Raw genomic sequence first — 18,585 nt, forward strand, 5'->3', positions numbered from 1 at the left:
ATCTTGTAAAAGCGCGATGATAGCGTGACTGGAAGCAACGTGGCGCAGCGCTGATGCTATTTCACGGGGGCGACGGGGATGCTGGGCACCGCAGGTGTGGACGCTGGCGGCTCGGTGGGCGTGCCGCTGTGCGGTTTGACCCCATGATTGGCCGTCTGTTTTCCGCGCCGCGTGCGCTTGTCCGTGCGGGTTTTGCTGGCCTTGCCGTCGTGGACCAGCTTGCCTTTGTTGTCGAGCTTGTCGGAGGCATCCGATTGCTGGCCCGGGTCCCTGGCATTGTTGGTGTGGTTGCCTGTCTGGTTCAGATTCGTCGTCGACTGGGCTTGCACCCAGGCGCCGCCCACGGTCATCAGGGTGGCGGCCAGCAAGAGAGCGGGAGTTTTCATGGTGCGTGTCCTGTATGGGAAGTTGGAAGTTGCTGTCGAGCCTAGATTGTCACATGCGTGCTGCCGTTTCCAAGTAGGAATATGCCGCATGCGCGTGTGAGCATATTGCCAGTGTTCACGCATGTCGGCCTGCACGCAAGCGCAGGCGCCGCGCGCTCAGGCCATCGCGCACGGACCATGCCAGCGAGATGGCGCCCATGGCGGCCAGCCACTGGCCGGGTCCGCCGGGCGGCAGGGCCTGCATGGCGGCCGGCAGGGCAAGCCAGCCGGGCAGCGCCTGCAGCAGCAAGGTGGCGATCACGCCCAGGTTGATGAACAGCAGGACGTGCAGGATGCGTTCGGGCACGGGCAAGCGGCGCGTGTCGCCTTCGACCACGGTGTCGCGCAGCGAGACCAGTATCTCCGCCAGCAGCAGTGCCACGGGCCACCAGGCCAGCCAGCCGTGCCAGCTGAACAGGCCCAGCGAGGGAAACAGCAGGCCGAAGATGACTTCGCGGGCGCTGTGCAGGCGCTGCTCGGCGGCTGCGCCCGGGCGCGATGGCAGCCGCACGAGCAGCTCGTGGTTGAGGATGACGTCGGCCCCGCCCAGCAAGCCGTGCAGCAGCAGCGCGGCCTGCAGCGCCGTCATGGCTATCCCGTGCCGCGTTGCTGGCGCTTAGCGGCCGGGCTGGCGCGGCGGCACCACGCCCGTGTTGCCCGAGGTGCCGGAATTGCCCGTGTTGCCGGTGTTACCCGAGGTGCCAGAGTTGCCGGTATTGCCGGAAGTCCCCGATGTCCCTGACGTGCCCGAAGTTCCTGACGTGCCTGTGCCGCCCGTATTGCCGTTCATGTTTTGCGTGCCGCTGCGCGCGGCGTTGCCTGCGGACTGGCCGGCGCTGCCCGGGGTACCGCCGCCCGAATTGGTGCCGCTGGTGGATTGTCCCGTCGTATCGTTGTTGCGCGATTTGCCGGATTTCTGCTTCTGTTTCTTGTCATGCTTGCGCGGCGCCGTGTCGTCCTGTCGCGTATTTTGCTGCGTATCTTGCTGGGCCGCCGTGCCCGTGTTACCGGTGTTGCCTGTGGTATTGCTATTGCCCGTCGATTGCGCCTGAGCCATGGCGGCTGCGCCGCCCAGCAGCAAGGCGGCCAGCATCAATGCAGATGGTTTCATGGGAACTCCTTCTCGTGGCATGAAGTGGAGTCACGATTCTGGCATGCGCGGGCAGGGCGGCAAGTAGGAGCGCGCCGCCCGCGGCTGTGGGTGCATGGCTGGCCGTGGCGCAGGCGTCAGCGGAATTGCTCGGTCGAAATATCGAAACGCTTGAGCTTGTCGTACAGGGTTTTCTTGGGAATATTCAGGCTGGCCGCCGCGTCGATGACGTTGCCGTTGTGGCGGCGCAAGGCTTCCTCGATGATGGAAATTTCGAACGTGTCCACTTGCTCGGCCAGCGACGCTTCGCGGCAGCCGGCCGGGCTCAGGGTGTCGTCGAGCAAGCCCAGCACGAAGCGGTCGGCCACATTGTGCAGCTCGCGCACATTGCCGGCCCAGCGCTGCGCCATCAGGGACGCGATCAGTTCACCGCTGACGAGGGCGGCCGGCTGGCCGTAGCGCAGCGCCGCCTGCAGTACGAAGAACTCGAACAGCAGCGGGATATCCTCGCGCCGGTTGCGCAAGGCGGGCAAAGTCAGGCTGGCCACGTTCAGGCGGTAATACAGGTCGGGACGGAATTTCCCCTGTTCCGCCAAGACATTCAAGTCTTCCTTGGCGGCGGCAATCACGCGGAAATTGACGGAAATGAGTTTGTTGGAACCGAGCCTCTCCACCTGCCGCTCCTGCAGCACGCGCAGCAGTTTCACTTGCAGGGCCAGCGGCATGCTTTCGATTTCATCGAGAAACAGGGTGCCGCCGTTCGCGTACTCGATCTTGCCGATGCGCTGGCGCTGCGCGCCTGTAAACGCGCCTTCCTCGTGGCCGAACAGTTCCGATTCGAAGATCGATTCGGGCAGGGCGCCGCAGTTGATCGCCACGAATGGATGATCGCGCCGCTCGCTGAAGTCGTGCAGGCAGCGGGCGATCAGTTCTTTTCCCGTCCCCGTTTCGCCGAGGATGATGATATCGGCCGATTTCGGCGCCAGGTTCAGCACCAGCTGGCGCACCTTGGCCATGGCGGCGCTGCGGCCCACGATGCGTGCTTCGATGCCGACGCGCTGCTCGAGCTGGCGGCGCAAGTTCATGTTTTCCAGCACAAGGTGGCGCTTGTCGAGCGCGCGGCGGCACACTTCCACGAGCAAGTCGGCGGAAAACGGTTTTTCGATGAAATCGTAGGCGCCACGGCGCATGGCACCCACAGCCATCGACACGTCGCCGTGGCCGGTGACAAGGATGACGGGCAGGCTGGCATCCTGTGCCACGGCGATATCGAGCAGTTTCAAGCCATCGATGCCCGGCAGCTTGATGTCGCTCAATAAAATGCCCGCAAATTCAGGCACCAGATAGGGCAGCGCCTCCTCGGCCGTGGCGACAGCCGTCACTTGCAAGCCCGCCAGTTCCAGCGATTGCCGGGCGCCCTTGCGCACGACGGCATCGTCTTCCACCAGCAGCACTTGCATGCCTTCAAAATTATTCTCGTGCATCAGATGTTTCCTTGTCTCTCTCCCCCGGGTCGCAGCTCAGGGTGATGGTAAATTGTGCGCCGCCCCCTTCCTGCGCGCTGCGGTTGCGCACGGCCAGGGCGCTGCCGGCAGCGCGCAGTATGCCTGCGCTGATCGACAATCCCAAGCCCAGCCCGTGTTCCTTGGTGGTATAGAAGGGGTCGAAGATCTTGTCGAGCGAGGCCAGCGGGATGCCGGGGCCATTATCGGTGATATGCAGCACGGCAAGGCTGCCTTCGCGGCGCACCTGGAACCAGATTTGCACGGGCTCGTTTTCCGGCACGGCATCCATGGCGTTGGTGATCAGGTTGGTAAACACCTGTTCCAGGCCAATGGCGTTGCACAGCACGATGATGTCGTCCTCCAGCCAGCTTTCATGCAGGGTCAAACGCTGCGAGTTCTTGCGCGTGCGGATTTGCAGCATGGTTTGCGCGAACGCCTGGCGTACGCTGACGGGTTTGCGCGCATCGTCGCTACGCCGTGCAAAACCTTTCAGTTGCGACGTCACATAGCCGAGCCGCTTGACGAGGTCGGAAATGGTCGACAGGTTATCGAGCGCATCGTCGATCTGGCCCCGCGCCAGGAACACCTTGGCATTGTCGGAAAACGTTTGCAGGGCGGCCAGCGGCTGGTTCAGCTCGTGCGTGACGCCGGCTGCCATCTGGCCGATGGCCGCCAGCTTGCCGCTTTGCACCAGTTCCGCCTGGGCATAGCGCAAGGTTTGCTCGGCCCGCTCGCGTTCCGTCACCTCGGCTTGCAGGCGGCCGTTCGCGTGGACGAGGTCGGCCGTGCGCTGTTCTACCTTGATTTCCAGCTGTTCATAGGCGCGCGCCAGGGTTTGTTGCGCATTGAGCTTGTCGGCGATGCGGCGCCGGCGCTGGCGCGCATACATCAGGGCCAGCAGCAGCAAGGCCCAGCCCAGCGCGGCGGCGATGGCCGCGTTGCGCGCCGCCTCATTCACCTGGTCGAGCTCGGCCAGCACCGTGATCTGCCATTGCAGCGGCCCCAGCGCGCGGTTCACGGCCAGGTAGTCGGCGCTGCCGGACAGGGCGGGGGTATCGCCCGTCTGCGGACGTTCCAGGGTCATCACGCTGGCGCCGTCGGCGAACTGGCGGCTGACGCGGTGCGGCAGGATGGGGAGATTCTCTTGCAGGAACTGGCGCTGTTCGCTGATGTCTTTCTTCGCGTCCGGCGACAGCGGGGCCAGGGTCTTGAACTTGAAGGCGGGCGTGGTGGCCAGGATGATCACGCCATTTGCATCCTTGACCCAGATCTGTTCGCCCGCGCCGGGCGTGCGCCACGATTGCTCGATCCAGTCCAGGTTGACCTTGGCGGCGACGATGCCGATGATGCGTCCGTCGCGCTGCACGGGCTGCGAAATGAAATAGCCGGCCTCGAAGGTGGAAAAGCCGATGCCGTAAAAGCGGCCGATGCCGCCCGCGATCGCGTTCTTGAAATACGGACGGAAACCGTAGTTGACACCCACGTACGAGCTGCGGTCTTGCCAGTTGCTTGACGCCAGGGTCGTGCCCTTGTCGTCGAGCACGTAGACGGCAAAGGCGCCTGCGCGGCGGTTCATGTCGACCAGGTAGGCGTTGATTTGCGTGACTTTGTCGGCGCTGGGCTGCTCCAGCAATTGCGCCACCGCATCGCTCTGGGCCACGGCCAGGGGCAGGAATTCGTACTTGTTGAGGGCGCCGCCGATGGATGCCGCATACAGTTCCGCGCGCGAATCGAGGGTGCGGTGCAATTCGTCGAGCTGGCGCTGCTTGACCCAGGCATACGACGCCCACGTCAGCACGGCCAGCGACCCCACGGCCAGCAGGGGGACGAATGGCCTTGGGGTCTGACCCGCCGGGTCAGACCCCAAATAAGTTTGCGGTCGCTTAATCAAGCTCCCTCAATCGGCGGTACTGGCCATGGTTTCGGCATTGTGATGACGCTGCTGCTCTTCCATCACCATCTCGCCCAGCATGCGCTTGAGGCGGTTGAACTCGGGGTCGCTCGGGTCGCGCGGGCGGGGCAGGTCGATGGCCACGTCGCGCTTGATGGTGCCGGGACGGTAGGTCATGACGATGGTGCGGTCGGCCAGGTAGATCGATTCCTCGATCGAGTGCGTGACGAACACGATGGTGGTGCCGAAGACTTTCCAGATTTTCAGCAATTCATCTTGCAGGTTGCGTCGCGTCAAGGCGTCCAGCGCGCCGAACGGTTCATCCATCAGCATGATCGGCGAATCGAGGGCCAGCACGCGGGCGATGGCCACGCGCTGGCGCATGCCGCCCGACAAGTCTTTCGGGTAGCGGGCACGGAATTCCGTCAAGCCCAGCATGCTCAGCAGCATGTCGACCCGCTCCTTGATCTCGGCCGGCGTCTTGCCGGCGATTTCCAGGCCAAAAGCGATATTGCTCTCGATGGTCATCCAGGGGAACAGCGCGTATTCCTGGAACACCATGCCGCGGTCGGGGCCGGGCTCGGTGATCAGCTTGCCGCCGGCCAGGATCTGGCCCGACGTCGGCTGCGAAAAGCCGGCGATGGCGTTGAGCAGGGTCGACTTGCCGCAGCCGGACGGTCCCAGCAGGCAGATGAATTCGCCGCTGGCGATTTCCAGGTTGATGTCCTTCAGGGCGATGACGTCCGCGCCGCCCGTGGTGAAGATTTTATTGACTGCATTGATATTGATCGTGGTCATGGCCGTTCCTCTCAGTGTTCCAGGCCGCGGTGCCACTGCAGCAAATGATTATTCAGGGCATTCATGGCGATATCGATGGCCAGGCCGAACAGGCCGATGGTAAACATGCCGGCGATAATCTTGTCGGACCAGAAGTACTCGCGCGCTTCCAGGATGCGGAAACCGAGGCCGCTGTTGACGGCGATCATTTCCGCTACGATCACGACGATGAAGGCCGTGCCCATGCCGATGCGCGCGCCGGCCAGGATGTACGGCGTGGCGGCCGGCAGGATGACGCGGCGGAACATCGTCATCTGGCTGGCGCCCAGGTTGCGTGCGGCGCGGATATAGATGCCGTCGACCTGGCGCACGCCGGCGATGGTATTCATCAGCACGGGGAAGAAGGAGCCGATGCTGATCAGGAAGAAGGCGGGCGGATTGCCCAGGCCGAACCACAAGATTGCCAGCGGAATGTAGGCGATCGGCGGAATCGGGCGCAGCACCTGCACCAGCGGGTCGAACAGTTTATAGATGGTCTTGTTGGTGCCCATCAGCAAGCCTAGCGGCAAAGCCAGGCCGGCACCGATGGCAAAGCCGCCCAGCACGCGCGACAGGCTGGCCCAGGCGTCGTGCGGCAATTCGCCGGAGAACATCCACACGAGGTAATTGCCCGCTTCGGGCGTGTACGCTTCCATGGGAATCAGGTATTCATACCACTTCACGACCACGGCGACGGGCGAGGGCAGGATTTGCGGGTTGATCCAGCCGAACGTGGACATGGCTTGCCACAGCAGCAGCACGGCGACGGGCACGGCGGCGCCGTGCGCGAAGCGTTTCATCATTTGAATATTCATCGTGACACTTTCAGATTAGCGAGGTGCGTAGGACTTCTTGGCTTTTTCCAGCAGATCCAGCTTGACCCAATCCTTGGCGGCAGGCGCTTTGGCCATGCGGCCCACTCCGAATTTCACCATGTAGTCGGTGGTCAGCTGCACGTGGCTTTGCGTGATGTCTTCCGTGAAGATGGCGTTGTCGATGGCGTCGCGGTAATCGTCAGAGGTGATCTGGTTCTTGAACATCGATTCGCGCACGTATTTTTCCGCCAGTTTCGGGTCGGCCAAAAATGCCCGCGTGGCGGCGACGAAGCAATCCATGAAGCGCTGGGCCACGGCCGGCTTTTCCTTGTACATTTTTTCCGTCATCACGAGCGCGCGCACGGGCTCGCCCAGCGGCGTGTCGTAGGGCTTGATGATGGCCGCGCCATATTTCTTGTGGATGGCCTGGGTCGAGTACGGCTCGGACTGGCTCATGACGTCGATATCCTTGGTCAGCAGCGCCTGGTTCAGGTCCGGGTAGCCCATGTACAGGATCTGCACGTCCTTGCCCGGTTTGTCGGACCAGGTCAGCTTGGCTTTGGTCAATTCGGCAAACAGCAGGATTTCCTGCGGACCGCCGCGCGTGACGCCGACTTTCTTGCCTTTCAGGTCGGCGATACCCTTGATGTTCAGGTCGGGACGGCCGACGATCTGCACGCCGCCCTTGGCAAAGCCGCCCACCAGGTACACGGGCAAGCCCGTGGCGCGGCCCGTGATGGCCGCTTCCAGCGCGCTGGCGGATACGTCGATTTCGCCGGCGATCATGGCCGGCACGATGTCGAGGCCCTTGGCGAAAATGCGCTCTTCGATCTTCAGGTCGTATTTCGGCGCGATTTCCTTCATGTAGGCGACGGCGCCGTAATGGGCGAATTTCAGGTTGCCCAGGCGTACGGTATCGGCCGCGTGGACGGCCAGCGGGAATTGCGCGGCCAGTGCGACGGCCACGGCCAGTGCCTTGGTGTTGAGGAAGGACGAGATGCGGAAGGTGCTTGCCATGCTGTTGTCTCCAAAAGGTAGATGGTTTTTATATAGTGGGTCAGGCCGCCGCTCTGATGGCGGCTATGAAAATATAAAAGCATCTTCCGTGCCAGTGGAGCGCATTTTGGCGTTTATTGCAAGTGATTGTTTATAAAGGTTTAATTTGAATCTATTGAAATTGGGAAATGGCGAGATTCCGCCTTTCCGCACGGCGAGGGGAAAGACTGTGCGGATTGCCGCATTTTGACGGGCGGGTTCGATGTCGGCTGCGGGCTCACAGCAGGTGAACCTTCATGGCGCGACCGACTCCAATCGTAAAAAAACGCGTTGCAAACAGGCTGGCAACGCGTAACTCCCCCGTGGAGTAGGGGCGGCGCCGCACGGGCGCCTGATGGATGGGCTCCGTCTGCCGGGCTTACTTCGGTGCCGTGGCGGGAGGCAGTGCCGGCGCGGTGGCCGGGTCCGTCAGCGGGGCAGGCGGCGTCGTGCTGCCAGGACCGGCTTCCGGCGTGGCTGGCGCGACGGGTGGCGGCATCACTTGGGGGGCGGAAGCGGGGTTGGGCGCCGTTTCGGGCAGCGGCGCGTCGGCCGGTTTTTTGCAGGCGGACAAGGTGATCAGGGCGGCGGCGGCCAGCAGACTGGGCATATTCATGATGGTTCCTTTGCAAAGTATCAAGATTGGCGCGATGCGGGCAGCGGGTGCCGCGCGCGAAGCTTGAATTTATTGCAAGGATGGCGACGCTTCTGTTCGCTATTTCACTTTGTGCGCGTATGCGAGCGCACGGTTTTTAGATGTCTTTTATAGATGCATTGAGAGAAATAATTCAACAAGGCAATATTTTTCACTTTCTTGCTTCTAATGTTCGTTAACGCACAGACCAGTGAGGATCAGGATGGCATTCTGTGTCCAGACGCTCAGGATTCGTTGCGTTCTGGTATAAAAATTGCCAAGAACTTAACAATCCGGGCTACCGGCAATCGTTTAAAAGGAGTATTCAAATGCATGCAATGACTCAGTCTCACGTGAAGAGCGAATTAAAGGCAGCGCACCAGGAACTTCGTAGCCCCGAAAAAGGCTCGCAAATGGTAGAACGCGCAGCACCCATCCCCCCGGAACGCATGAATCCCATTTCCATGGCACCGATCGAGCGCGTGCGTTCGACGTCGGCCACCCTGCGCCGCATCGAAAACATGCAAAAGCTGATCGGCGAATTGTCGCTGCACGAGATGCTGGCAGACGAAATCGCCTGGTTCCTCAAGTTTTCGCCATCGGGCGCCCGCAAATACATCCGCGACCTGCGCGAAGCGGGCGTGATCGAACTGGCCCGCTACATCGAAGGCACCGCCACCTACCTGGGCAAGGCAGTGTACCAGCTGACGCCGGATCCTGAGCGCGTGCGCGCCTTCCTGGCCGCCATCGTCCAGCCAAAACGCGAAGGCGCGCCACCGCGCAAGGACCGTCCCGGCCTGCGCGAGCAAAGCATGGCAGGCAGCGGCCGTCACTTCCACATCCTGGCCGATGACACGCATTACGCCATCCGCGTCAACCGCGGTCCCGTGACGCGCGATCCGCTGGTGGCAGCCTTGTTCGGAGCGCCGCAGCAAAAATCTGCCGAGTAAAAACGCGTCTGAGCGGCCGCCTGGCGGCCGGCGGGCGGAATGCTTGTGGTTTTGATTCTCAGATGCATGTCGAAAGCCGGGTTGCAACCCGGCTTTTGGCGTTGGGACAGGCCGTTTCATGTCGTCTGATTGAAAAGACTGCAAGCATCCCCATGTGGGCTGGACTGCTGCCCGCAACGCGCGGGTTCACTTGAAGGAGCTTGTCCTTGTCTGCCTACGCCGCCTCGTTATCGTGTCTGCCACTGCCTTGCCTGAAACGGGACTTCGCATGAACCCGCTGCTGTGGATCGCCCTCGTCACGGCCGCCATCGTCTTTTCGCTGTGGTTACCCCGCTGGCGCTTGAAGCGGGCCCTGGCCAGGCCCTTGCCGGCTGAAGGCCTGGCCGTGCTGGAAAAGAATATTCCCGTGTATCCGCGCATGCCGGCGCCGCTGCAGGAACAATTGCGCCGTCTCGTCGTGCAATTCCTGTATCAGAAGAAATTCGTCGGTTGCGGCGGCCTGGAGATCACGGACGAGATGCGCTATACCATCGCCGGCCAGGCTTGCCTGCTGCTGCTGAACCGCCAGACGCAGGTGTATCCGGAACTCGACACCATCCTCGTGTATCCCACGGAATTCATCGTCACGCGCGATGAAGTGGGGCCGGGCGGCGTGGTGACGCCATCGGCCAATGGGCTATTGGGCGAATCCTGGGGCGATGGCAGAGTCGTGCTGGCCTGGGACCATGTGCAGCGCGGCGCGGCCGACTGGACCGATGGGCACAATGTCGTGCTGCATGAATTTGCCCACCAGCTCGACAGCGAATCGGGCGCCGCGAATGGCGCGCCGTATTTGCCCAGCGTGTCGAGCTACCGCAGCTGGGCCACCGTGCTGTCGCGCGACTTCGACAACCTGCGCCACGACGCCATCTACCAGCAGCACAGCGTGATGGACCATTACGGCGCCACGAATCCCGCCGAATTCTTTGCCGTGGCCACGGAAACCTTCTTTGAAAAACCGTACCAGATGGCCGAGCACCACGAAGAACTGTACGCGCAATTCTTGCAGTACTACAAGGTCGACCCGCGCGACTGGATGGCGCCACCCGTGGAGCCCGAGCACATGGCCTCGCCGTTTCCCAACTACGCGGCACATTGGTAAGTATTCAGCCCAGCAGCCGCTGTTTCAGCGCGGGATAACTGCTGCGCGACACGGGTATGCCCGTGCTGGTTTGCGTGTCGAGCGCGTATTTGCCGCCTGCCGCTATCTGCAGCCGTTTGAAACCGAGGCTGTTGACGATGTAGGAGCGGTGCACGCGCAGGAAGTGGGGCGGCAGCAGGGCCATGAGCTTGTCGATGGCCAGGTCGTGAAAACACTGTTCGCCGCTGCGCAGCACGATATTGCTGTAGTGGCCATCGGCTTGCACATGGTCGATGTCGGCCATGGCGATCCATTCCAGCGCGCCGCGTTTCTTGACGGCCAGCGAGGCCGCTTCCGTATGCCGTCCCGTGTAGCGTTGCAGCGCCTTGTGCAGGCGCTCGCGGCTGAAAGGCTTGGCAACGAAGTCGAGCACGCCGAACTCGAAGGCCGTGATCGAGCGTTCCGCGTGGGCCGAGACGATGATGGTCTGGAACGGGGCTGTCTGGGCCAGACGCAGCAAGTCATAGCCGTCCGCGCCATGCAGGTTCAAGTCCAGCAGCAGCAAGTCGACCTGTTCCTCGGCCAGCGCGGCCAGCGCTTGCGGGACATTGTCATGCAGCACCAGCGCCGTCAGGCGCGCGCCGAAATGCGCGCGCACCTCGCGTTCGAGGCCTTGCGCGATCAGCGGTTCATCTTCCAGTATCAACACATTCATGGCGCCGCCGGCAAGGTAAACGTGAGGCGCCAGCCAGCCTGCTGCTGTTCGCTCGCATATTCACGCTCATAGCGGGCCGCATCGCCAAACACGGCGTGCAGGCTGGCGCGGATGTACTGTTCGCCCACGCCGCTGCCCGCATGCGGTCGCGCCTCGCCTTCGGGCAGCAGCAGGGTGAGCACGTGCGTTTGCGCGCGTTGTGCGATGCTCAGGATAAAGACCGCGCCATGGCGGTAGCGGTTGTGGCTGAACGCATTTTCCAGCGCCGTCAGCAAGGTGGCGGGCGGCACGGTGATGCCCGCCGCCTCGCCATTGAGCTGCAGGCTGCATTGCTGCTGCAGCCGCGTGCCCATGATGCTCAGGTAGTTCTCGCACAGGGCCAGTTCCTGCGTCAGGGCGATGCTGGGCTGCTGGGCGAATTCGTTGAGCATGCGCAACTCGGCGCCCAGTGCCTCGATGAAGGTTTCGGCCGCCTGCGGCGATTGCGCGTTGAGTTCGCTGATCAGGCTCAGGGAATTCATCAGGAAATGCGGTTGCATGCTTTTACGCAAGAGCTGGTTTTCCAGCTGCTGGGCGCGTGCCGCCTTGCTGCGTTCGCGCAGCAGCTGGGCCAGCAGTTGCGCGCACAGGGGCAGTAGCATGAAGCACACGACGAGGGCGAAGCCCCCTTCGGCAAACTGGCTGCCCGTCAGCAGGAACAGGGCGCACGAGGCCAGCGCGATCAAGGTGCCGCCGAGACTGCCCGGCAGGCGGCGCCACAGGGCGCCCAGGTTGAGCGCCAGGCTCGCTGCCAGACCCGTCAGAAACATCGACCAGCAGCGCGAGTCGAAATGCGCGGGCAGCGCGCCGGCCAGCGCGATGCCCGCCAGCAGTACCGCCGCCGCCAGCGGCCAGCGCGGCAGCCGGTATGCCGTATAAAAATACAGGGGCAGCAAGGCGGAAAACAGCCAGGTCAGGGCGCTGACGGCGTACAGGCGCGGCAAATGCATGGGATAGGCATAGCCGGCAACGCTGCGCCAGAGTTCCACCACCAGCAGCAGCGCCGCCACCAGGCACAGCGCGGCAAACATGGCCCAGTGCCGCTGCCGCTGGTACAGCGCCGTCAAGGCGAGAAACAGCAGGGCGACGGCACCCAAGGCCCCGGCCAGCAGCAGCGGCGGCAGCCGGTACCAGGCCAGCGCCGCGCGGTAGCCTTGCCGGTCGACCAGGTACAGCGCGTACAGTGGCGACGCCAGGCGGGCAGGCGCCTGCTGCGTCGACAGCAGCAGGCGCAGGTGATGTCTGCCCATGGCCAACTGCCGTGGCGTCAGGTGGATGGCGAAATCGATGTCGCCCGCGCGTTCCCCGCTGGCCTGGCGGGCCGGTTGGCCATTGCTGCCGATCAATATGTCATCGAGCCAGACTTCGCTGGAAGCCAGCGCCGACAGCACCAGCAGCTGCGTCGACGAGGGCGTGGCGGCCACAGTGAGGTCGCGCTCGACGCACAGCAGCAGGCCCGGCTTGAGCAACTGGTACAGCGAGGCGGCGGGCGTGGTGCTGGTTGTGCCGCAGGCGCGCCAGCCTTCGGCCAGCGATAGCCTGTCCATGCCCATGGCGAAAGAGGGCAAGGCCAGGCAGCACAGCAGCAGGTAGCGGAAGCAGGAGGGCATGGCGGGCATTGTAGCTGCTCATTTGCCAACCCTTTGCAACATTTTCATCCACTTCGGTGCCGTTCATGCGGGCCACGTGCATTTCGTGCACGGCCCGCCAATAGTGTGTAAAAGACACTTACCATGCATCAGCGCCGTGCTGTGGACACGGCCCTCACCATGGAATATTAATTATGCAAAGCAGCAAATACTACGGTTTCGCCGGCGCGCTGGCGCTGTTCTGCGGCGCGGCGCAAGCCGCCGCCGCTCCCTCATCCGCTCCTTCCGCTGCTCTGGCCGCGCGCCTGGCCGATTTCGACGGCTGGGTCGCCCAGCGCATGGACAAGGCACGCATCCCGGGCGTGACCGTCGGGTTCAGCCAGGGCGACGTGGAATGGGTCAAAGGCTATGGCTATGCGGACCTGGAAAACCGCGTGCCGGCCACAGCCCGGTCCAGCTACCGGCTCGCGTCCGTCACCAAGCCCATGACGGCGGTGGCCATCCTGCAACTGGTGGAACAGGGCAAGATCGACCTGGATGCGCCCGTGCAAACGTATGTGCCGTATTTCCCCGTCAAACCGTTTCCCGTGACGGTGCGCCAGTTACTGGGCCACCTGGGCGGCATCGACGCCTACCGTAACAGCAAGGCGGAGAAGCACTTCAAGGAGCACAAGGATACGCGCCAGTCCATCGCCGTCTTCGAGCAGTTCGACCTGATCGCCGAACCGGGCACGCGCTTTCGCTACACCAGCTACGGCTACAACCTGCTGGGTGCCGTCATCGAGAGTGCCTCGGGCGAAAGCTATGGCGGCTACATGCGGCGCCACGTATGGGGGCCGCTGGGCATGGACACGATCGTGATGGATGACCCCGACGCCGTGATCGCCCATCGCGTGCGCGGCTACCGGCTGGCCGGCAAGGAGTGGAAAAATGCGGAATTCGTCGACATCAGCAGCCGCTTTTCCGCCGGCGGCACGCGCGCCAGCGTGCCCGACATGCTGGCGTTCGGCAGGGGCGTGCATGAAGGCAAGATACTCTCGGCGGCCAGCGTGGCCGCCATGGTGCAGCCGATGGCCACGCGCGCCGGCCGCTTGACGGACTATGGCATGGGCTGGGAAGTCGTCCCGACGGGCGGGCGCTACGCGATTGCCCACAGCGGCCAGCAGCCGGAGACCGTCACCTATCTGTACAGTTTTCCCTCGCGCAAGCTCACCATTGCCGTCGCCGCCAATCTCGAGCGCGTCAATCCCGAGGCGTTCGTGCAGCGCCTGTTCGAGGTGGTCACGGGCGAAGCGTGGCAGCTGAACACGTATATCGCCGATGCGGGCGCGCAGCGCGCGTACCAGGTGGCGCAAGGCTTGTTCGAAGAGGGCAGGTCATACGCGGAGCGCACGGATCAGCCGTATGCCGAGGCGGCCGCCACGCGCGAAGCATTTACGCAAATCAACCGGCAAGCGCTGGCGCCCGATGCCAGGGCGGCGCGCGCCTTCATCGACGCGGCCCGCCATCCCGCAGGCGGCCGCGTGTTTCTCACGGCCGGCGCCAGTATGGCCGGGCAGTTGCGCCAGTCGGGCGTCGACTTGAATCAATACGCGCGCGGCGGCGCGCTGGCGTTTGCGCGCGACTATGTCCTGTTGTCGCAAGGAACAAAGGCCGGCGCCTTGCCCCGTTTCGACCCTGCCTTCGAGCAAGCCATCATGACCCTGGCCGGCAGCTGGGACCGCACGGCCGCCATCGCCTGGCCGGCCGCGGCCCCATCCATCGCCGCGCTCGATAGCCAGCTGCGCACGGCCTTCCGTGGCCAGCGCGCCTATCCCGATTTCGTGCCCGAGCTGCAGGAACTGGCGCAAGCGTCGGCCGCGCGCGGCGAGATAGATACGGCGCTGGCGGCCAGCCGCCTGGCCGTGGAACTGTATCCGCTCAGCGACCGCGCACATGCGCTGCAAGGCTTGACCCTGCTGCGCGCAAGCAAGACGGAAGCGGCCCTCGCCGCCCTGCGCCTGGCGCTGGAGCGCGATCCGCTCGGTGCGGCCAACCCGGCGGCGCTGAACCTGGAAGCCTACCGTTTGAAAGGCAGCGGCGCCGTGGCGCAAGGCATGGCCGTGCTGCAGGCGGCCGTCCGCCTGCATCCGCGCGACGCGAATCTGCAGGATAGCCTGGCCGAGTTTTATGTCGAGCAAGGCTTGCGCCCGCAGGCTGTCGAGGCCTACCGGCAGGCGCTGCGGCTCGATCCCCGCTATCCGGGCGCCGTGGGCGCAAAAGCGGCGATCCTCCGCCTCGCTGGCGAGACGAAGGCGCTGGCGCCTTAGAACAGCTAATGGGCTTTGCGCGCACAACAATTCCTGTCCGATATCCGTAGCCCGTACGGCGCAGCCGCATGATTGGCGGCTGTGTGCGCAAGCGAACGGTATTTCGCCGGCGGCAAGCGCACGCTATCGTAGCGGCGCACGGTGCGCCAGCAGCCGACCAGGAGGGCCGTATCATGTCACGCATCATCGCAGGTCATTTTCAGTTGCAGGAGCAGATCGACGCCGCGCGCGCGGCCCTGAACCAGGCGGGCTTTCCCGACAGCCGCATCAGTTCCTTCTTTGTCAACCAGCCGGGCCAGCATGATTTGCACGCGCTTGGCGGCGACCGCGACATGTCGCCTGGGGCCAAGGAAACGCCGGAAGGCGTAGTGGAAGGCGCGGCCGTCGGGGCCGCCGTCGGTGCCGGCATCGGCGCGGCCACCACCCTGGCGACGGGGCCGCTGGGCCCGGTGGTGGGGGCGCTCGTGGGCGCCCATGTGGGTTCGCTCTACAGTTTCAATAAAATGAAAGACGCGGGCGAACCCGAAGCAAATGGCGAGGGTAATGGCGAAAATCGTCGCCAGCCCCGCCATCCGGGCATGCTGATCGCCGTCGCGCTCGGTGGCCTTGAGGAGCGCGAACGGGCGCTCGAGACCTTGCACCGTCTCGGCGCCGAGCACATCGAGGAAGCGGAAGGCACGATCGCCAATGGCGACTGGCTGGATTTCGATCCACTCAGCATACCCGTGCTGGTGGCGTGAATCGGCGCGCCAGCCGCGGAATATGCATAAATTCCGCGCTGCATGAAATTTAGGTATGATCCTTGTTAGTATTCGTAATTATTGGTAAACAATGCCGACAGGGATAGTTTCCGCGCGCCCGAAGTGACACTGGACCAAGGTGACTGCCTGTAGTACTTGCCTCGCATGCTAACGGGTATGAATAGGAGGTCGCGTCATGACACAGGCATGGTTCATTCTGACACGGGCCGATGGGCGCGACATCTGCGCGCCCTCGCCGGCACAGCTGGCCGATGCGCTGGCCGAGGTCTACCGCGGCGGAGCCGTGGCGCAGGATGGCAGCCCGGCCGCCGTCCTGTTGCGTTTTGGTTACGACGATGGCTTGATGTATCAGGTCGAGGTCGCTAGCGGAGGCGAAGTCACTTTCGAGGAATGGTCGGACCGCGATTGCGAAATCGCCCTGGCCAGTCCGCGCCACATGTCGGCCCTGCCGCAGGACGACGCGCTGCAGCTGTGGCAGTGGCTGGCGCAGCGCCAGGTGGCAAAGATCCGCAGCCAGCCCTGGCAGGGCGGCTAGCCCGCCGCTTTCAATACACCCTAGTGCGCCATCAGCACGGGGATCGTCATGCTTTGCAGAATTGTGCGCGTGACGCCACCGAGGATGGTTTCGCGCAGGCGCGAATGACCATACGCCCCCATTACCAGCAAGTCGGCCGACAGGTCGGCCGCCTGCGACAGCAGCGCTTCGCCGATATCGCCGCGCCGCACGCCACCGCCATCGAGCAAATGCAGCCGCGCTTCCACGCCGTGGCGCGCCAGGTATTGCGTCAGTTCCGCGCCCGGCTGTTCGCCGTGCTCGGCGGCATGCACCTGGGCGTCGAAGATAGCCACGTGGACTTGGCCGGCGCGCTGCAGCAGGGGCAGGGCGGCGCTCACGGCGCGGCTCGCTTCCTTGCTGGCGTTCCAGGATATGAGTACATTGCGCGCGGCCGCCGGCGGCGCCAGCAGGGGCAGCGGCGGCGCATACGGCACGATCAGCACGGGACGTCCCGAATGCAGCAGCACGTAGGCGGGAAAGTCGCGCATCACGGACGGCGATTTATCCTTGGCATTGTATTGGCTGATGACGACCAGGTCCGCATAGCGGGCCAGCAGGCTGATGCCGCCCGCCGCCTCGTCGTCGAGCACGCGCTGTTCGAACGAAGCGACGCCGGCTGCGCGCACCTGCGCCTCGAAACCGTCGAGGGCGTGCGTGGCCCGGTCGCGCAGGAAGTTCAGGTGCAAGCTCAGGTTCGGGTCGGCATCGAGGTCGGGCTGGTTCTGGTACAGCAGGCGCGACACGCCCGTCAGCGCCACACCCGTCAGGTGGCCGCCGCAAGCCTGGGCGATGCTGGCCGCCGCTTCGATGCGGGCGGCGCGCCCGGCGCTGTCGTCGATGTGGAGCAATACGGTCTTGTACGTCATGGCTTGTCCTCTCGCTGTGCAGTAGCGGCCATTCTGGCACAGTCCGGGGTGCCGGCCGCGCACGACTGCATCAGGCTGAGCACTTGATCTGGCGCAAGGCTGGCAATAAAAACTGCTCCTACACTTGATGCCACGCAGAACAACCATAACAAGCGGGGAGAGACAGTCATGAAGGAACAAAAGGTAGCGCTGGTCACGGGCGGCATGGGCGGCCTGGGGACGGCCTTGTGCCGCCGCCTGCATGGGGCGGGCTTTGCCGTCGTGGCCGCGCATACGCCGGACAATGCGCGGGTGGCAAGCTGGCTCGACGAGCAGCAGGCGCAGCAGTATTATTTCCATCCGCTGGCCATCGACGTGACGGATTTCGCTGCCTGCAGCGAGGCCGTGGCCAGCGTGCTGGCGCAGTTCGGCCGCATCGACGTGCTCGTCAACAACGCCGGCATCACGCGCGACCAGAGCATGCGCAAGATGGAATTGCCGCACTGGTCCGAGGTCATGCGTACCAATCTCGACAGCCTGTTCAACATGAGCAAGCAGGTGCTCGAACCGATGCTCGAACATAAATGGGGCCGCATCATCAATATCTCGTCCGTCAACGGCCAGAAGGGCGCGTTTGGCCAGTGCAACTACGCAGCCGCCAAGGCGGGTGTGCATGGTTTCAGCAAGGCGCTGGCGCTGGAAGTGGCGCGCCACGGCATCACCGTCAACACGGTCTCGCCCGGCTATCTGCGCACGCAGATGGTGACGGCCGTGCCCGCCGATATCATGGAAACGAAGATCCTGCCGCAAATTCCCCTGGGCCGCCTGGGCGAGCCGGACGAAGTGGCGGCCCTGGTCGCTTACCTGGCGTCGGACGAGGCGGCGTTTGTGACGGGCGCGAACATCGCCATCAATGGCGGACAGCACATGAGTTAAGCAAGCGTACAGCTTGCGCAGAGGCAATGGCAGTAGAGGAGACCCGTCCACCCAGCCGGCGCATAGACGCCGACGGAGGATGGCAGGCAGTATGGCGGTTACGCTGGAGTACAGGGGGCAGGGCAGCGATGCCTTGCCCTTTGTTGTGGTGCCGCCGTTACGCTCCCCTTACGGTACCGGGCGCCGGGCTTTTTCCAGCCGCGTCTGGCAATCGATGCACAGCCGTGCTTCCGGACGGGCGTTCAGGCGCGACAGGCCGATGGCTTCGCCGCAGTTGTCGCACAGGCCGTAGCTGCCATCGGCAAACTTGGCCAGCGCGTGCTTGATGATGGCCAGCTGCGCCTGATTGTGCTCGGCCGCTTCGCTGACGAGGGCGTTCAAGGTGCGCACGCTGGCGTTGTCGGCCGGCGAGGCTTCGATTTCATTGAGCAGGGAGGCGCGCGCGTCCGCTTCGGCCGCTTCGTTCTCGATCTGTTCCAGCAACGCCAGCTTGCGTTGCTCCAGCACGCCCTGCAGGCGCTGCAACTGGTCTTGCGGCAATCCATTCATGGCCA

At 63.9% G+C, this 18,585-nt stretch carries 19 protein-coding genes; 6 read left to right on the top strand and 13 right to left on the bottom strand.

Annotated elements, in window-relative coordinates:
- Positions 1-56: 56 nt before the first annotated feature.
- The 9 genes from OPV09_RS09870 to OPV09_RS09910 all read right to left on the bottom strand — a co-directional run bounded on the left by OPV09_RS09870 (position 57) and on the right by OPV09_RS09910 (position 8,193).
- Positions 57-386 carry a hypothetical protein gene (locus tag OPV09_RS09870; protein WP_152546559.1) on the bottom strand — a complete coding sequence of 110 codons (330 nt, stop codon included), beginning with the start codon at positions 384-386 and terminating at the stop codon, positions 57-59.
- A gap of 115 nt (positions 387-501) precedes the next feature.
- Positions 502-1,014 carry a hypothetical protein gene (locus tag OPV09_RS09875; protein WP_072456438.1) on the bottom strand — a complete coding sequence of 171 codons (513 nt, stop codon included), beginning with the start codon at positions 1,012-1,014 and terminating at the stop codon, positions 502-504.
- Between the two features lie 27 nt (positions 1,015-1,041).
- Positions 1,042-1,536: a hypothetical protein gene (locus tag OPV09_RS09880; protein ID WP_139248464.1), complete on the bottom strand. Its 495-nt coding sequence runs from the start codon at positions 1,534-1,536 to the stop codon at positions 1,042-1,044.
- A gap of 116 nt (positions 1,537-1,652) precedes the next feature.
- Positions 1,653-2,999, bottom strand: coding sequence for a sigma-54-dependent transcriptional regulator (locus OPV09_RS09885; RefSeq protein WP_081368342.1), 1,347 nt, complete (start codon positions 2,997-2,999; stop codon positions 1,653-1,655).
- Entirely contained in the window at positions 2,986-4,887 is a 1,902-nt protein-coding gene (locus OPV09_RS09890; protein ID WP_338681462.1) for a sensor histidine kinase, read from the bottom strand. Before OPV09_RS09890 ends, OPV09_RS09885 begins: the two co-directional genes overlap by 14 nt.
- Positions 4,888-4,917: 30 nt before the next feature.
- A complete protein-coding gene (locus OPV09_RS09895) occupies positions 4,918-5,709 on the bottom strand; it encodes an ABC transporter ATP-binding protein (protein WP_034786306.1) in 792 nt (263 codons plus the stop codon).
- An 11-nt stretch (positions 5,710-5,720) separates the two neighbouring features.
- On the bottom strand, positions 5,721-6,530 hold the full coding sequence (locus tag OPV09_RS09900; protein WP_370385376.1) for an ABC transporter permease: 810 nt from the start codon (positions 6,528-6,530) through the stop codon (positions 5,721-5,723).
- Between the two features lie 27 nt (positions 6,531-6,557).
- The gene (locus OPV09_RS09905; RefSeq protein WP_070304092.1) at positions 6,558-7,559 is read right to left on the bottom strand and encodes an ABC transporter substrate-binding protein; all 1,002 of its coding nucleotides are present in this window, start codon (positions 7,557-7,559) and stop codon (positions 6,558-6,560) included.
- Between the two features lie 397 nt (positions 7,560-7,956).
- Positions 7,957-8,193: a hypothetical protein gene (locus OPV09_RS09910; RefSeq protein WP_034758874.1), complete on the bottom strand. Its 237-nt coding sequence runs from the start codon at positions 8,191-8,193 to the stop codon at positions 7,957-7,959.
- Between the two features lie 467 nt (positions 8,194-8,660).
- On the opposite strand from OPV09_RS09910, the gene OPV09_RS09915 reads away from it, so the two are divergent.
- Positions 8,661-9,161, top strand: coding sequence for a winged helix-turn-helix domain-containing protein (locus OPV09_RS09915; RefSeq protein WP_223278908.1), 501 nt, complete (start codon positions 8,661-8,663; stop codon positions 9,159-9,161).
- Positions 9,162-9,429: 268 nt separating this feature from the next.
- Positions 9,430-10,302: a M90 family metallopeptidase gene (locus OPV09_RS09920; protein ID WP_338681466.1), complete on the top strand. Its 873-nt coding sequence runs from the start codon at positions 9,430-9,432 to the stop codon at positions 10,300-10,302.
- A gap of 4 nt (positions 10,303-10,306) precedes the next feature.
- Here OPV09_RS09920 and OPV09_RS09925 read toward each other — a convergent pair whose 3' ends face one another.
- Together OPV09_RS09925 and OPV09_RS09930 are read right to left on the bottom strand one after the other, a co-directional pair.
- On the bottom strand, positions 10,307-10,996 hold the full coding sequence (locus OPV09_RS09925; protein WP_338681468.1) for a LytTR family DNA-binding domain-containing protein: 690 nt from the start codon (positions 10,994-10,996) through the stop codon (positions 10,307-10,309).
- The gene (locus OPV09_RS09930) at positions 10,993-12,654 is read right to left on the bottom strand and encodes a sensor histidine kinase (protein WP_338681470.1); all 1,662 of its coding nucleotides are present in this window, start codon (positions 12,652-12,654) and stop codon (positions 10,993-10,995) included. Before OPV09_RS09930 ends, OPV09_RS09925 begins: the two co-directional genes overlap by 4 nt.
- A 164-nt stretch (positions 12,655-12,818) precedes the next feature.
- On the opposite strand from OPV09_RS09930, the gene OPV09_RS09935 reads away from it, so the two are divergent.
- The 3 genes from OPV09_RS09935 to OPV09_RS09945 all read left to right on the top strand — a co-directional run bounded on the left by OPV09_RS09935 (position 12,819) and on the right by OPV09_RS09945 (position 16,229).
- On the top strand, positions 12,819-14,933 hold the full coding sequence (locus OPV09_RS09935) for a serine hydrolase (protein ID WP_338681471.1): 2,115 nt from the start codon (positions 12,819-12,821) through the stop codon (positions 14,931-14,933).
- 173 nt (positions 14,934-15,106) lie between these two features.
- On the top strand, positions 15,107-15,673 hold the full coding sequence (locus OPV09_RS09940; protein ID WP_338681473.1) for a glycine zipper domain-containing protein: 567 nt from the start codon (positions 15,107-15,109) through the stop codon (positions 15,671-15,673).
- 196 nt (positions 15,674-15,869) lie between these two features.
- A complete protein-coding gene (locus OPV09_RS09945) occupies positions 15,870-16,229 on the top strand; it encodes a hypothetical protein (RefSeq protein ID WP_034758862.1) in 360 nt (119 codons plus the stop codon).
- 20 nt (positions 16,230-16,249) lie between these two features.
- Here the strand turns inward: OPV09_RS09945 and OPV09_RS09950 are convergent, their stop codons facing one another.
- The gene (locus OPV09_RS09950) at positions 16,250-17,116 is read right to left on the bottom strand and encodes a universal stress protein (protein WP_072456452.1); all 867 of its coding nucleotides are present in this window, start codon (positions 17,114-17,116) and stop codon (positions 16,250-16,252) included.
- 168 nt (positions 17,117-17,284) lie between these two features.
- Here OPV09_RS09950 and phbB point away from each other — a divergent pair, with 168 nt between their 5' ends.
- Positions 17,285-18,031, top strand: a complete 747-nt coding sequence (phbB, locus tag OPV09_RS09955) for an acetoacetyl-CoA reductase (RefSeq protein WP_034758859.1) — start codon at positions 17,285-17,287, stop codon at positions 18,029-18,031.
- 168 nt (positions 18,032-18,199) lie between these two features.
- On the opposite strand, the gene OPV09_RS09960 is transcribed toward phbB, so the two are convergent.
- Entirely contained in the window at positions 18,200-18,580 is a 381-nt protein-coding gene (locus OPV09_RS09960; RefSeq protein ID WP_034759509.1) for a TraR/DksA family transcriptional regulator, read from the bottom strand.
- Between the last annotated feature and the right edge of the window lie 5 nt (positions 18,581-18,585).

The organism is Janthinobacterium sp. TB1-E2 (genome assembly GCF_036885605.1).
GTDB classification, from domain to species: domain Bacteria; phylum Pseudomonadota; class Gammaproteobacteria; order Burkholderiales; family Burkholderiaceae_D; genus Janthinobacterium; species Janthinobacterium aestuarii.